The sequence below is a fragment of the Priestia sp. SB1 genome (assembly GCF_038898415.1).
This window is the reverse complement of sequence record NZ_JBBJSS010000007.1, coordinates 1-14,186: the sequence shown is the minus strand read 5'-3', so window position 1 is coordinate 14,186 and position 14,186 is coordinate 1. Positions and strand designations below refer to the sequence as shown.

At 37.6% G+C, this 14,186-nt stretch carries 16 protein-coding genes and 1 riboswitch; of the genes, 10 read left to right on the top strand and 6 right to left on the bottom strand.

All coding sequences use genetic code 11. The features are described 5' to 3' along the window. Positions 1-95 precede the first annotated feature (95 nt). The 3 genes from WKH56_RS24305 (at position 96) to WKH56_RS24295 (ending at position 2,444) form a co-directional block, all read left to right on the top strand. The gene (locus WKH56_RS24305) at positions 96-329 is read left to right on the top strand and encodes a hypothetical protein (RefSeq protein WP_328132430.1); all 234 of its coding nucleotides are present in this window, start codon (positions 96-98) and stop codon (positions 327-329) included. A 260-nt stretch (positions 330-589) separates the two neighbouring features. Then, on the top strand, positions 590-1,939 hold the full coding sequence (locus WKH56_RS24300; protein ID WP_013059589.1) for a glucose-6-phosphate isomerase: 1,350 nt from the start codon (positions 590-592) through the stop codon (positions 1,937-1,939). A 100-nt stretch (positions 1,940-2,039) separates the two neighbouring features. Continuing rightward, positions 2,040-2,444 (top strand): YugN-like family protein, encoded by a 405-nt coding sequence (locus tag WKH56_RS24295; protein ID WP_033580473.1) that lies wholly within the window; start codon positions 2,040-2,042, stop codon positions 2,442-2,444. Positions 2,445-2,453: 9 nt separating this feature from the next. On the opposite strand, the gene WKH56_RS24290 is transcribed toward WKH56_RS24295, so the two are convergent. The 3 genes from WKH56_RS24290 to cdaS form a co-directional block, all read right to left on the bottom strand. Further along, complete coding sequence (locus WKH56_RS24290) at positions 2,454-3,242, bottom strand: potassium channel family protein (RefSeq protein WP_033580474.1); 789 nt, start codon at positions 3,240-3,242, stop codon at positions 2,454-2,456. Positions 3,243-3,309: 67 nt separating this feature from the next. Next, positions 3,310-3,693, bottom strand: coding sequence for a VOC family protein (locus tag WKH56_RS24285; RefSeq protein WP_033580475.1), 384 nt, complete (start codon positions 3,691-3,693; stop codon positions 3,310-3,312). A gap of 97 nt (positions 3,694-3,790) precedes the next feature. Continuing rightward, a complete protein-coding gene (cdaS, locus tag WKH56_RS24280; RefSeq protein ID WP_028412605.1) occupies positions 3,791-4,417 on the bottom strand; it encodes a sporulation-specific diadenylate cyclase CdaS in 627 nt (208 codons plus the stop codon). 312 nt (positions 4,418-4,729) lie between these two features. Further along, a riboswitch (SAM riboswitch) is annotated at positions 4,730-4,832 on the top strand. A gap of 253 nt (positions 4,833-5,085) precedes the next feature. On the opposite strand from cdaS, the gene WKH56_RS24275 reads away from it, so the two are divergent. From WKH56_RS24275 to WKH56_RS24245, 7 genes are all read left to right on the top strand, one after another. Beyond that, complete coding sequence (locus WKH56_RS24275; RefSeq protein WP_028412604.1) at positions 5,086-5,799, top strand: phosphoadenylyl-sulfate reductase; 714 nt, start codon at positions 5,086-5,088, stop codon at positions 5,797-5,799. Between the two features lie 19 nt (positions 5,800-5,818). Beyond that, on the top strand, positions 5,819-6,898 hold the full coding sequence (locus tag WKH56_RS24270; RefSeq protein WP_080754495.1) for an inorganic phosphate transporter: 1,080 nt from the start codon (positions 5,819-5,821) through the stop codon (positions 6,896-6,898). A 52-nt stretch (positions 6,899-6,950) separates the two neighbouring features. Next, a complete protein-coding gene (gene sat, locus WKH56_RS24265; RefSeq protein ID WP_014457931.1) occupies positions 6,951-8,102 on the top strand; it encodes a sulfate adenylyltransferase in 1,152 nt (383 codons plus the stop codon). 12 nt (positions 8,103-8,114) lie between these two features. After that, positions 8,115-8,714 (top strand): adenylyl-sulfate kinase, encoded by a 600-nt coding sequence (cysC, locus tag WKH56_RS24260; RefSeq protein ID WP_028412601.1) that lies wholly within the window; start codon positions 8,115-8,117, stop codon positions 8,712-8,714. 91 nt (positions 8,715-8,805) lie between these two features. Then, positions 8,806-9,585, top strand: a complete 780-nt coding sequence (cobA, locus tag WKH56_RS24255; protein WP_033580477.1) for a uroporphyrinogen-III C-methyltransferase — start codon at positions 8,806-8,808, stop codon at positions 9,583-9,585. Positions 9,586-9,598: 13 nt separating this feature from the next. Then, positions 9,599-10,366: a sirohydrochlorin chelatase gene (locus tag WKH56_RS24250; RefSeq protein ID WP_033580478.1), complete on the top strand. Its 768-nt coding sequence runs from the start codon at positions 9,599-9,601 to the stop codon at positions 10,364-10,366. Next, the gene (locus tag WKH56_RS24245; protein ID WP_063248380.1) at positions 10,347-10,955 is read left to right on the top strand and encodes an NAD(P)-binding protein; all 609 of its coding nucleotides are present in this window, start codon (positions 10,347-10,349) and stop codon (positions 10,953-10,955) included. The genes WKH56_RS24250 and WKH56_RS24245 overlap by 20 nt, the downstream gene beginning before the upstream one ends. A gap of 27 nt (positions 10,956-10,982) precedes the next feature. On the opposite strand, the gene WKH56_RS24240 is transcribed toward WKH56_RS24245, so the two are convergent. The 3 genes from WKH56_RS24240 to WKH56_RS24230 all read right to left on the bottom strand — a co-directional run bounded on the left by WKH56_RS24240 (position 10,983) and on the right by WKH56_RS24230 (position 13,804). After that, positions 10,983-11,660: an MgtC/SapB family protein gene (locus WKH56_RS24240; RefSeq protein ID WP_013059577.1), complete on the bottom strand. Its 678-nt coding sequence runs from the start codon at positions 11,658-11,660 to the stop codon at positions 10,983-10,985. 119 nt (positions 11,661-11,779) lie between these two features. Next, a complete protein-coding gene (locus tag WKH56_RS24235) occupies positions 11,780-13,366 on the bottom strand; it encodes an AMP-binding protein (RefSeq protein ID WP_310884126.1) in 1,587 nt (528 codons plus the stop codon). A 243-nt stretch (positions 13,367-13,609) separates the two neighbouring features. Further along, positions 13,610-13,804, bottom strand: coding sequence for a hypothetical protein (locus tag WKH56_RS24230; RefSeq protein WP_033580480.1), 195 nt, complete (start codon positions 13,802-13,804; stop codon positions 13,610-13,612). Positions 13,805-14,186 lie beyond the last annotated feature (382 nt).

Sequence of the window (14,186 nt, the reverse complement as noted above, 5' to 3'; positions counted from 1 at the left end):
AACTCGTCACAAAATCCATAAAAAAAACATAAAAAAATTTTTTTAGACGTATAAAAATCAGGTGAAATTGTCACTCTAAGAGTGAGGTGATGGAAATGTATAGGAAACAAATAACCATCAGTTTTCTCATTTTTAGCGCATTATGTATGAGCGGATTTGTACTGAATAATCACTTGGAAATGAAAGAAGAAAACAGGATGCTAATCACTTCTAAAAGTGAAGCTGAAAATTCTATATCAATAGACTCTTCCCTGTTAAAAGCCTCTTATAAACCGAGACAATATGTAAAGATAGGTGAAATGAACTATATTGCACCATCCGGTAAGTAAATGAAAAACGATTGAAGACCACTCTTTAGTCGTTTTTTATTTGCTTATTATTTGCGTCATCGTGCATGAATTACGTTTTTTAATCAAAGAACATTAGTTGACTTCATAACTGAATTTATCGTTAAATAAAAGGGTACATACAATGATTGCAGTTTCAACAAACTATAATGATTGTGTCAAATTGTAAGTGGATTCCCTTGAATTCAGCTAACAGTTTCGATAAAGTGGAAAATAAAGATATTTTAATGGAGGAACAGATTATGACACATGTTCGTTTTGATTATTCAAACGCGTTATCATTTTTTGGTGAACATGAACTTACATACTTACGTGATGCCGTGAAAGTAGCTCACCATTCAATTCATGAAAAAACAGGTGCTGGGAACGACTTTTTAGGATGGGTAGACCTTCCTACGGAGTATGACAAAGAAGAATTTGCACGCATTCAAAAAAGTGCAGAAAAAATTAAATCGGATTCAGATGTATTGATTGTTATTGGTATTGGAGGATCTTACTTAGGTGCTCGTGCTGCTATTGAAATGCTTCAGCATTCATTCTATAACACATTATCAAAAGAACAGCGTAAAACTCCGCAAGTTATTTTTGCTGGTAACAACATCAGCTCAACATACATGAAAGACCTAATGGATGTTTTACAAGATAAAGATTTCTCTATTAATGTTATTTCAAAATCTGGTACAACAACAGAACCGGCGATTGCTTTCCGTATCTTCCGTAAATTATTAGAAGAGAAATACGGGAAAGAAGAAGCACGCAAGCGTATTTATGCAACAACAGATAAAGCGCGCGGCGCATTAAAAACATTAGCGGACGAAGAAGGCTATGAAACATTTGTTATTCCAGATGATGTAGGCGGCCGTTATTCTGTATTAACAGCGGTTGGCTTATTACCAATCGCCGCTGCAGGTCTTGATATCGAACAAATGATGAAAGGGGCAGCTGATGCTCAAGAAGCATTTTCATCATCAGAGCTAGAAGAGAACCCAGCTTATCAATATGCTGTAGCTCGTAATGTTCTTTATAATAAAGGAAAAACAATTGAAATGCTGATTAACTATGAGCCAGCTCTTCAGTACTTTGCTGAGTGGTGGAAACAGTTATTTGGTGAAAGTGAAGGAAAAGACCAAAAAGGTATTTACCCTTCATCTGCTAACTTCTCAACGGATCTTCATTCTTTAGGTCAATATGTACAAGAAGGTCGTCGCGATATTTTTGAAACAATTGTACAAGTTCAAGATTCTCGTCATGAGCTAACAATTGAAGAAGATGCAGCGGACTTAGATGGACTAAATTACTTAGCTGGTGAAACAGTTGACTTTGTAAATAAAAAAGCGTTCCAAGGTACAATGCTTGCTCACACAGACGGAGGCGTTCCAAACTTAGTTGTGAACATTCCAGCGCTAGATGAGTATACATTTGGATATGTTGTATATTTCTTCGAAAAAGCATGCGCAATCAGCGGCTATTTATTAGGCGTAAACCCATTTGATCAGCCGGGAGTAGAAGCATACAAAGTAAATATGTTTGCTCTTCTTGGAAAACCTGGTTTTGAAGAGAAAAAAGCAGAATTAGAAAAGCGTTTGAAATAAATAAAAAGTTCACCTTCTTGTTAGAAGGTGAACTTTTTTGCTTTTGAGATAAAGGATAAAAAGCTGGAAAAAGGACATGTTAAAACAGAGGAGGGATAAGATGATTGAATTATCTTCAAGATTAGACGGCACATTATTCAAGCTTTATGAATTAGAAAAAACGCTTAAGCCGCTTGGGTATAACATTGGAGGAAATTGGGATTATGATCATGGTTCATTCGACTATAAGATGAATGATGAAGTCGGCTATCAGTTTTTACGCATCCCGTTTACAGCTACGAATGGAGAACTGGATTCTAAAGGAACAACCGTACAGATTGGTACGCCATTTTTACTTTCACATAAGTATCAAATTGGCTTAGATGACAATGTTCACAATGGAAACGTGGGTGCTTCATTTAACCAGTTTGCAGAACCCCAAGACGCAGACGCTTCATTTCCAGAAAAGTATATCAGCTTAGGAGAGGAGCTAATTAGAGAGGCAGAAGAGGCGCTGCTTCAATAATTGAAAGGATTATTCTTTTCTTAAACTCTCTAATTTTTTCACAAAAATATGTTCGTACATGACCTGACTAATCAACTCGTTTGTTTTAATCATTTCATTTACCCCCAAATTTTGCGCATTTTGAATATGCTTTTTTGTTAACAGTTCAACGATGCTGTAAATAGAAGGGTTCAATCCTTGCAGAGCGACTAGCGTAACAATCGTATTCATGTCTGCATATTCTTCTGTCTTATGCTGATCGGCAGTAATCAGCACTTTTTTTGCGCACCGAGCATTGGCAAGTTCTAATACCTCATAGTGAGAGGGACTTCCTTTAATAAAATGAACGCGATCACAGATCATGGGGTTTTTAGTCAGAGAGTCGTCGATAAGAACAATGTCTTCTTTATGAAATGCGTCGCGATAAGACTCTAGCACGAGTTTGGCGCGCTCATTCCACCCCACAACGATGAAGTGATCTTTTCCATAAAACTTTAAATTCCCTTCCAAATAAGCGCTCTCAGCGGAAACAGCAATTTTAGAAAGCGTGACAAAATAAGTAGTAATAAATCCCGTTCCAACCAGGACTAAAATAATTGCAGCTAACCTTCCAATCGTAGTGGTGGGAGCAAAATCACCGTATCCTATAGTAGAGATTGTAATAATAACCCACCAAATTCCTTCAAACACATTCCCAAACGTTTGCGGCTCTAAGAAATGTATAAGCATGCCGAAAAGTAAAACAAGGCAGCCGATAATAAAAAGAAGCCGCACTAAAATAGAACGACGAAAAAGTCGGAATAATAGCCATTCCATCATAAAAAAACCTCCAGTGATTAGTCATAGCCACAGTATGACCATTTTTCACTGAAGGTATAAGATATCTTTATCTTTTTACTTCGTAATATTCAATCCATTCTTTGTCTGGACCGTAGAAAAATAAGTATCTTGCTCCATTTGGCAAAGTTACAATGTTTTCTTCCACAAATGAAACGCCTGCTGATTTTAAACGCTCAAACTCCTCTTCAATTCCATCTACTGCCAGCGCAAAATGATGAACTTTACCTTCACTAGGTAAGCTTGAGTTATACCCTTGAATTAACTCTACGATTACATTGCCTTCTAAACCTAGAAAAGCTAGCTTCAAAGACGGATCGGTATGTGGTAGTGTTTCGATGAGCTCCAATCCCACTTTTTGTGTATAGAACTCAATAGATTCTTCTATATCCTTTACTTGAACGCCTACATGTTCAAATTTTAAAATTGCCATATGCATCACCCGTATCTATAGTATGTAAAAACTATGAAATATATTAAAGAGAAAGGATAGATAAGTCAAGATAGGGCTGCTTATCAGGAAAGGGCTCTTAAATCATATTTTTGCTGGAGTGAATAGGGTAGAGGCTTCCATCAAGAGCAAACGAAATTTTACCTGTTTCTTCAGATACAACTAAAATTAATGCATCCGATTTTTCCGACATTCCAATGGCTGCACGGTGACGTGTTCCCAACTTTTTGTTCGTTGAAATAATAGACGAGAGAGGTAAAACATTAGCAGCTGAAATAAGCTGATTATTTCTAATTAGGACGGCTCCGTCATGTAAGGGTGTCCCTGGATAGAACAGTGTCTCAACTAGCGTAGCGCTGACAGGAGCTTGAATAGGCATTCCTTTTTGAATAAGAGGATCAACATTTTGTTCCCGTTCAATGACAATTAAAGCGCCGTGACGTTTCTCAGAGAGGTTATGAATAGCTAGGGACAGAGCAGCGTATTCAAATGTATAAGGCGATAAGTAATGACGCAAGTAATAAGAGGCGGCCGTAGCTTGAACATCTTGAAATAACCTTCTCATCTCCTCAAAATCACATAAAATACAATGATCACTCGTGTCTAAATGTTTAATTAAATTAGAGGCTTCAGTTGAAATCTGCTGTAAATATGTTCGCACATTATTTTTAATTGTATCGTCTAATTGAAAGGGTTGTCTCTCCATCTTATATAGCTCCTATCTGTCAGTCAGTGTTATCTGTAATGTGTGCTAATGTGAGTGAATTATCCGTAAAGCTCATAAATCCGTTATTAATTTTATAGAGAGATTTTGCATTTTATTTAGCAAGAGAACATAAAAAGTCGGGGGGAAAGAAAGCGTTTTACAAACTGATATGTTCACATTTGGGTTAAATTTACATATGTTGTTTTAAATAAAAGTATAGATATTTCTGTGAATTTAAAGTATAGTTTTCTTATCGGATATATAATTTTTAATGTTGACAAATATTCTAAATATGCTAAAATTTTTAAAAAATGCTTATCAAGAGTGGTGGAGGGATCTGGCCCGCTGAACCCCGGCAACCTGCTTAGCAAGGTGCTAATTCCAGCAAAGTGTGTATCATTTTGAAAGATAAGGTGAAAATTATTGCCTACCCAGTCTTTCAATACGGAAGACTTTTTATTTTGATATAGCGCAAGAGATATTTTGAGGAGGGACAACGATGACTATAAACCCCGACTTAAAACAAACCTTTGAACACGCCGAAGCAAAGTAAGAATTAAATAGTTTCGCTGACTAGACACACTAGAGGCGGTTTTATCCAATTCTAGTGGGTAAAACCGTCTTTTTTTATTGGATAACGCGGATAACTAAGAATTGGAGTGGAGAAAATGGCAGACTTATATACGTACGAAAACTGGAGCGATACATTTCCAGAGTTCGACAGTAAAGATGAAACAAAAGGAGCCCTTTCAGCATTGCAGTGGGCGTATGATACCTACGGAGATTCAATTATTTATGCGTCAAGCTTTGGGATCGAAGGAATCGTGTTAATTGATTTAATTTCAAAAGTGAAAAAAGATGCTGAAATTGTCTTTTTAGATACAGGGGTTCATTTTAAAGAAACATATGAAGTGATTGATGCAATTAAAGAACGCTTCCCTGATTTACGTATTCATATGAAAAAGCCGGATTTAACTCTTGCAGAACAAGCTGAAAAACATGGAGATGAGCTTTGGAAGAGTCAGCCTAACCTATGCTGTCAAATTCGAAAAATCATTCCCCTAAGAGAATCCCTTGCTCCTTATGATGCGTGGATTTCTGGTTTGAGACGCGAGCAGTCTGAGTCTCGTGCCAACACGAATTATTTTAATAAAGATGAGAAATTCAAGAAGGTGAAAGTTTGTCCGTTAATTCATTGGTCATGGAAAGAAATTTGGCGTTATGTGTATAAGCATGATTTGCCATACAACAAACTTCATGATCAAGGCTACCCAAGTATCGGCTGTGAGCCCTGTACCGCACCTGCCTATAATGTAGACGATTTACGTTCAGGAAGATGGGCAGGTACACAAAAAGTGGAGTGCGGATTACACGAATCTTAAATACGAAAGAGCTGAATAAATGATGCTTTTATATGTTGCCTTTATCATTGCGCTTTTTTTTGCAATGAATATTGGGGCAAGCGGTGCAGCAGCTGCTATGGGCGTTTCATACGGCTCCGGTGCAATTAAAAAGCGAAGAGTGGCCCTGTTCATCTGTGCTGTAGGAATTGTGCTCGGAGCTGTTACCGGAGGCGGTGAGGTGGTAAAAACCATCAGTTCAGGTATCATACCTGAAAAACTGCTGTCAGTAGAATTAGTTATTATCATTCTGGCTGCTGCAACGCTGTCACTCTTTTTCGCGAATTTGATTGGTATCCCTCTATCAACAAGTGAAGTAACAGTTGGCTCAGTTGTTGGAGTAGGGGTAGCTTATCAATCTCTGTATGTAGAAAAACTTTTAATTGTGATGTCTTTTTGGATTATTGTTCCGCTAGTTTCATTTGTTATTGCTTTTTTGATTGGGAAAGTGATAAAGCGCAGAGCGCATAAAAAAGAAGCAGAGGGAAAGTGGAAAAGAGTTTTAACGATTTTAGTTATTGCAACGGGATTCTTTGAAGCCTTCTCAGCTGGAATGAACAATGTGGCAAATGCTGTCGGTCCTCTAGTAGGAGCTGGATTAATGGATGCTACAACGGGTGTCATAGCAGGAGGATTGGCGGTGGCGCTCGGAGCTCTTTTACTAGGAGGCCGAGTTATTGAAACAAACGGAAAAAAAATTACTCGCTATTCTGTAGGAGAAGGCTGCATTATCTCGGGTACTGGTGCTTCTCTTGTTACAGTCGCTTCACTGTTTGGTTTGCCAGTACCGCTTACACAGGTCACTACGTCTTCTATTATTGGAATAGGCGCAGCGAAAACGGGATTTACGAAAGAACAGCGCGAAGTGGTCATTCAAATGTTAAAGGTTTGGGTGGTATCCCCTGTATTTTCACTCGTAATCTCATATGTTCTTGTGAAATTAGTACTTGAAAGCGACTTATATTCATTTGTGGTGCTAGCTAGTGGATGTATTGCTACAGGAGGTATTCTAAGCTTAGCTAGAACGACTAGAAGAAAAAGAGCAAGCCTGCAGTCGGAAAAAGAAAAAATGACTGCGTGATTCAAGTACTTTTTATTATATTGTGTTAATTACTTAAGGAGGATTTTACAAAATGACAACAATTCAAGCACACGGTGGAGAATTAATTAATTTATATCAACCAACATATGACTACACGTCACTAACAAAAGAAATTGAAGTAGACAACATGGCTCTAAGCGATTTAGAACTAATTGGAATTGGTGCTTATAGCCCAATTACGGGGTTTTTAGGAGAAAAAGATTATCAATCAGTTGTTGAAAATATGCGTCTAGCAGATGGAACTGTATGGAGTATTCCTATTACTCTTCCCGTAACAGAAGAGCAGGCTAAAGAATTAAACATTGGCGACAAAGTAAAACTAGTTCAAAGCGGTGTGACATATGGTGTTTTAGAAGTTTCTGAAGTATATACGCCAAATAAAGAAAAAGAAGCGGAAAATGTGTACCGCACAGCAGAACTTGCCCACCCTGGTGTGAAGAAAATGATGGAACGCCCAAATGTATATGTAGCAGGTCCAATCGTACTTGTAGAACGTACACCTAAAACGCGTTTTGAAAAGTATTACCTAGATCCAACTGAAACAAGAGCAGCATTTGAAGAGCGCGGTTGGAAAACGGTTGTTGGATTCCAAACTCGTAACCCTGTTCACCGTGCGCATGAGTATATTCAAAAAACAGCATTAGAAATTGTAGACGGCCTGTTTTTAAATCCACTTGTAGGAGAAACAAAGTCAGATGATATCCCAGCAGATATCCGTATGGAAAGTTATGAAGTACTTTTAGAGAACTATTATCCTAGCGATCGTGTAGCTTTGGCAGTTTTCCCTGCTGCAATGCGCTATGCTGGACCTAGAGAAGCTATTTTCCATGCAATGGTTCGAAAAAACTTTGGATGCACGCATTTCATTGTAGGCCGTGACCACGCTGGTGTTGGTGACTACTACGGAACATATGATGCACAAAAAATCTTCAGTAACTTTACGGCAGATGAATTAGGAATTACACCTTTATTTTTTGAACACAGCTTCTACTGCAAGAAGTGTGAAGCGATGGCATCAACGAAAACATGCCCTCACAGCAAGGAAGATCATATGATTCTATCTGGTACCAAGGTACGTGAAATGCTTCGTAACGGAGAAGTGCCACCAAGCACATTCAGCCGTAAAGAAGTAATTGAAGTGTTAATTAAGGGATTAGCAAAACAAAAAGTATCTTCAAAATAAGGAGCGGTTGAAGTGAGTAAATCAACAAACATTACGTGGCATGATGCTGGAATTACAAAACAGGAAAGACGCGAGCAAAATAATCATCACAGTTTTGTATTATGGTTTACGGGCCTTTCGGGTTCAGGTAAATCTACCGTAGCAAACGCAGTGGCAAAAGCGCTTTTTGATAAAAATATTCGCAATTATGTATTAGATGGTGACAATGTTCGTTTTGGCTTAAACAAGAATTTAGGGTTTTCTGCTGAAGATCGTACAGAAAATATTCGCCGTATCGGTGAGGTTTCTAAGCTGTTCGTAGACAGCGGTCAAGTGGTACTAACAGCATTTATCTCTCCATTCCAAGAAGATCGCGCTCAAGTGCGTGAGATCTTAGAGGGGAATGAATTTTTGGAAGTATACGTAGAGTGTCCGTTAGAAGAATGTGAAAAAAGAGATCCAAAAGGCCTTTACAAAAAAGCAAGAAGCGGAGAAATCCGTGATTTTACAGGAATTGATTCTCCCTATGAGTCACCTGCTAATCCTGAAGTAACAATTAATACAAGCACACAGTCTGTAGAAGAATGTGTACAAACTGTTATTGAATATTTATCTAACCGAAAATTCATCTAAATGACAGCGGACTTTGTCCGCTGTTCTAATTCAAATTAAAATTTGGGAGCGCTGCGGAGACGTGGAAATGATGGAAGGGTGAAAGGCATTCATGGGGAAAGTATATCTAGTCGGTGCAGGACCAGGAGATCCAGATTTAATTACATTAAAAGGGTTGAAAGCAATTCAGCAAGCAGATGTTATCTTATATGATCGTTTAGTGAATAAGGACCTGCTGGAGTATGCTAAAAGTGATGCTGATATTATTTACTGCGGAAAGCTTCCAAACTACCATACCCTCAAGCAAGAAACAATCAATAACTTTTTAGTGAAATTCGCTAAAAAGGGGAAAATTGTAACGCGCTTAAAAGGCGGAGATCCATTTGTTTTCGGACGCGGAGGGGAAGAAGCAGAAGCTCTCGTGCAACAGGGCATTTCATTTGAAATTGTTCCAGGAATTACATCAGGTATCGCAGCTGCTGCTTATGCAGGAATCCCTGTCACTCACCGGGAATACAGCGCAAGCTTTGCTTTTGTAGCAGGACACCGTAAAGACAGCGAGCATGATGCAATCAAATGGGATAGCCTAGCCAAAGGTGTAGATACTCTTGCCATTTATATGGGAGTGAGGAACTTACCGTACATTTGCCAACAGTTAATGGAACATGGAAAAACCTCAGCTACGCCAATTGCATTGATTCACTGGGGCACATGTGCGGACCAGCGCACTGTAACTGGAACTCTTGGTACAATTGTTGATATTGTTAAAGAAGAACAAATTGAAAATCCCAGTATGATTATCGTTGGTGAAGTTGTAAATTTTCATGACCGATTGAATTGGTTTGAGAAGACTGGACAGCATTACTATTCGTATGCACAAGAAGCTTACTAAAGAGGTTGATTATATGGATGCAGTTTTATATGTTTGCCATGGCAGCCGCGTAAAAGAAGGCGCTGATCAGGCAGTTGCTTTTATTGAAAGATGTAAAAAAAATCTAGATGTACCGATTCAAGAAGTTTGTTTCCTAGAGCTAGCTTACCCTACTATTGAACAAGGATTTGAAGCGTGTATTGAACAAGGTGCTACTCGTATTGCCATTGTGCCGCTGCTGTTATTAACAGCTGCCCATGCAAAACATGATATACCTGAAGAAATACACAAAGTATATGAACGCTATCCACAAGTAGAAGTACTGTACGGAGAACCGTTCGGCGTAGACGAACGAATTGTTGATATCTTAGTAGAGAGAATCAATGAAACCAATGTGGATAAGCATGAAGATTCGATGGTATTGCTGGTCGGCAGAGGAAGCAGTGATCCTGCTGTAAAAAAAGATTTTAACGAAATAGCTCAACTGCTAAAAGGTAAAGGAGCTTTTAAAGAAGTGAGCACATGCTATTTAGCTGCCGCTGCCCCTAATTTAAAAGAAGGCCTGCACCTTGCTAAACAAACTTCGTATAAGCAAGTATTCGTTCTCCCGTACCTTTTGTTTACCGGTATTTTAATGAACGAAATTAAGGAAGAGTTGGAGCAGTTATCAACAGATGACCAGCAGTTTATCTTAGCAAACTACCTAGGTTATCATGATGGACTTGCACACATTTTAAGTCATCAAGTAAAAACGTTATTATCGAGTAGAGGAAATCAATACGATGTATACCGTTATGCTTGATTTAAAGGATCGTTCGGTCTTAGTAGTTGGAGGCGGAACAATCGCAACTCGTAGAATTAAAGGCTTTTTACAAGAAGGAGCAGCCATTACAGTGGTTGCTCCAACTGTTTCAGCTGAAATAAATGAGTGGGAAGCTAAGAATCAGCTGTGTGTAAAAAGAAAAAAAGTAGGAGAAGAAGACTTACTTAATGTTTTTTTTATTGTTGTAGCTACAAATGATAAAGCTGTGAATAAGTTCGTTAAGCAGCATATTAAAAATGATCAGTTGGTTAATATGGCCAGCGGTTTTTCCGATGGAAATATTCAAATTCCTGCACAGTTTTCTAGAGGGAGATTATCGCTAGCAATATCCACAGATGGCGCTAGTCCTTTGTTGACAAAACGAATAAAAGAAGAATTATCTTCGAATTATGATGAGAGTTACACACAGTATACACAGTTTTTGTACGAATGCAGAGTTCTTATCCACAGATTGAATGTGTCAAAGAGCCGTAAACATGAGTTGTTAACAGAAATTATCGATGATCAATACCGGCTGTCTCTAGTAAAACAGAGGGAATTTTTACAACAGATTAAAAAATATAAATAAAAAAACGGCCAATTGGCCGTTTTTCATTTATACATTTTCAACTTCAATGCTACGAATACCGCTGATTTTTTGAATCTCGTAATACACTTCTGTAGTAGGACGCTGATTATTAACTGACACTTTCATACGTATATATAATTCATTGGTGTCTAAATCTTTGATTCGAATATTTTTTATTGTAATATTCTTTTCTCTAATGCTGTTAGTTGTATCAAAAATATTGTGCTTATCAGCCAGCTTAAGTTGAAGAATAAGCTCTTTCTCGCGCAGTTGCCTAGGCCCTAGAATAGTAATAAGGAAAGGGAGAAGTTCAACGCTGATGATGAGCAGTACAACTCCGGTAATAGCTTCGGGATAAAACCCTGCACCTACAGCAATACCTATACCTGCTGCCCCCCAGATAATAGCGGCTGTTGTAAGCCCAGAGATGCTGTCATTTTCTTTTCGTAAAATAACACCCGCTCCTAAAAAACCAATTCCAGAAACAATTTGAGCAGCCAGACGAAGCGGGTCCATTGTGATATGATCACCTTTATTAAAAATTTGAGAAGACTCAATCGAAACAATCGTGAGTAAACAGCTAATAATGGAAATTACGAGAGATGTTTTTAAACCAACAGGCTTTCGTTTTAGTTCCCTTTCAATTCCAATAATAAGACCAAGTACAGCAGAAATACCTAATTTGAGCAACATTTCATTTTCCATTATTTTCACCTATTTCAATAGACATTGTTGTTTATATCTGTATGAAAGAAGAAAAACAGATATGTATCAGTATAGTAAACTTTTCTTCATAATGACAGGTGAAATTCGAAAAAATCTGATTATTTATAAAGCGCTACGATCGTTTCTTTTAATTTATATTTTTGAATCTTGCCGGATGCCGTCATGGGAAAGTCGTCTATAAAATAAATATGTTCGGGAATTTTGAAATGAGCAAGCTTACCTTTGCAAAAGTCTTTGATTTCTTGAGCGGTAAGAAAAGAATCTTGCTTGAGTTTAATGCATGCAGCAACTCGTTCTCCATACTTTGGATCAGGAATACCGACAATTTGCACATCTTCTACCTCGGGTAATCTATATAAAAACTCTTCAATTTCTCTTGGGTAAATGTTTTCTCCACCTCTAATAATCATATCTTTTAGACGTCCTGTAATTTTTACATAGCCATCTTTATCGATGGTAGCTAAATCTCCTGTATGTAGCCAGCCCTCTACAATTGTTTTTTCTGTTTCTTCCGGCATTTTGTAATATCCTTTCATTGTTAAATATCCTTTTGCACAAAGTTCTCCTTGTTCTCCAAAAGAAGCTTGTTTACCTGTAATTGGATTAATAATTTGAATCTGTACATGATCATGTACTTTGCCAACCGTTTGTACTCGCCGCTCGATAGAATCAGTTGGGGTTGTTTGGGTGATTACAGGAGATGTTTCGGTTTGACCATAGGCGATGGTAATTTCGCTGATACCCATGTCATTTATGACTCGTTTCATTACTTCTGCTGGACAATTAGAACCAGCCATGATTCCTGTGCGAAGAGTAGATAAGTCATATTGATTAAACTCAAGTGCATTTAATTCCGCAATAAACATAGTTGGTACACCGTGAAGCGCTGTACATTTTTCTTTCTCTACGGTGCGTAAAACAGAGGAAGGCTGAAATTCAATAATCGGTAGCATAGTAGCACCTACGGATACGCATGCTAGAACGCCCAGTACACATCCAAAACAATGAAAGAAAGGAACTGGGATGCATAAGCGGTCTTCGTTAGTCAGTTTCATAGACTGAGCAACTAAAAAGCCGTTATTTACTATATTATGGTGACTTAGCATAACTCCTTTTGGAAAACCTGTTGTTCCGGAAGTATATTGCATATTGATAACTTCATGGATATGTAGGGATTGCTCATACTTATCGAGCACCTCATCCGATACCATTGAGCTACTCATTAAGAACTCGTTCCAAGAAGTATGTTCGCTTGATTCACTTAAGTTTATAAGATGTTTTAGATTAGGAAGATTATGTTCAATACCGGTGATAATAGACGTATAAGAAGTGCTTTTAAATTCATCAATGAAAAATAGCGCTGCTGTATCAGAATGCCTCAATACATACTCTAATTCAGAGGATTGGTAGCTTGTATTAAGGGTAACCAAAACAGCGCCTATTCTAGTTGCTGCGAATTGCAGAAGTAACCATTCCGGCACATTTGTAGCCCAGATAGCGATATGATCGCCTTTTTTGAGACCGGTGGCTAGAAGTGCCTTTGCAACTCGAGAGGTTTCTTGATAAAACTCTGCGTACGTATAGCGAATATTTTGTTCAGAGTAGATAACCGCTTCTTGATGCCCAAACTTTTTTGTACTTTCTTTTAAAAGTTCTCCAACCGTTACTTCAAGCAATGGTTTCATTTGGTTTCCTCCTTGAATAATGTTAAAGTATATATGAAAGCGTTTTCTAAAAGTAGTTTATCAAATTTAAAGAAAGTGTTCCAAAAAAACATTCGACAAATTCCTTCACTGTCCATCGCACGTATGAAGAAGGGGGGAGCTGAGTTTATCGTATTGATTTCAATAAGTAAGTATACCGAATGCGAATATTGTAATAAAATAAAGAAATGTCTCCTTATTATAAGAAGACAACGTAACATCATGTTAATAAAGAATGGTATAAAAATATGAAGTAAACAAACAAAAAATTATGCTGAATGTTGAAAGTGAAATAAATGAAAGGCCGTTGACTTTGCCTTCTTTATTAGACATTTGAATTGATTCCCAATAAGCAAGTGAAATTAAGAGAATAGACATACAAAAGGACAAATAGAGTGCAGCTGCAATTAAGGTATCCAAGTGAACGCCTCCTTGGCGGATAATGATTTAATAGACATTATGCTAGCTTAGGTCTAGATATGCTAGTATCTATTAATTGGCTAACGTTTCGTGTACAAGAAAATAGTTTTTAAAAATATATCGAAAAACTATTGCACAATAAAAGAAGGCATGGTATATTATTAAATGTCGCTAAGATGAACTGCTAAAGCAAACATCGAAGTGATAAACAAATAAAAAACTTGTTGACAACTAGATTGCAACTTGTTATGATAGTAAAGTCGCTTAAGAGCGGCGGTTGAACTTTGAAAACTGAACAAAGCGACAAACGTCAACGTTAATTTTTATTTTTTAAAATGAGCAAGTCAAACATTTCTTCGGAGAGTTTGATCCTGGCTCAGGA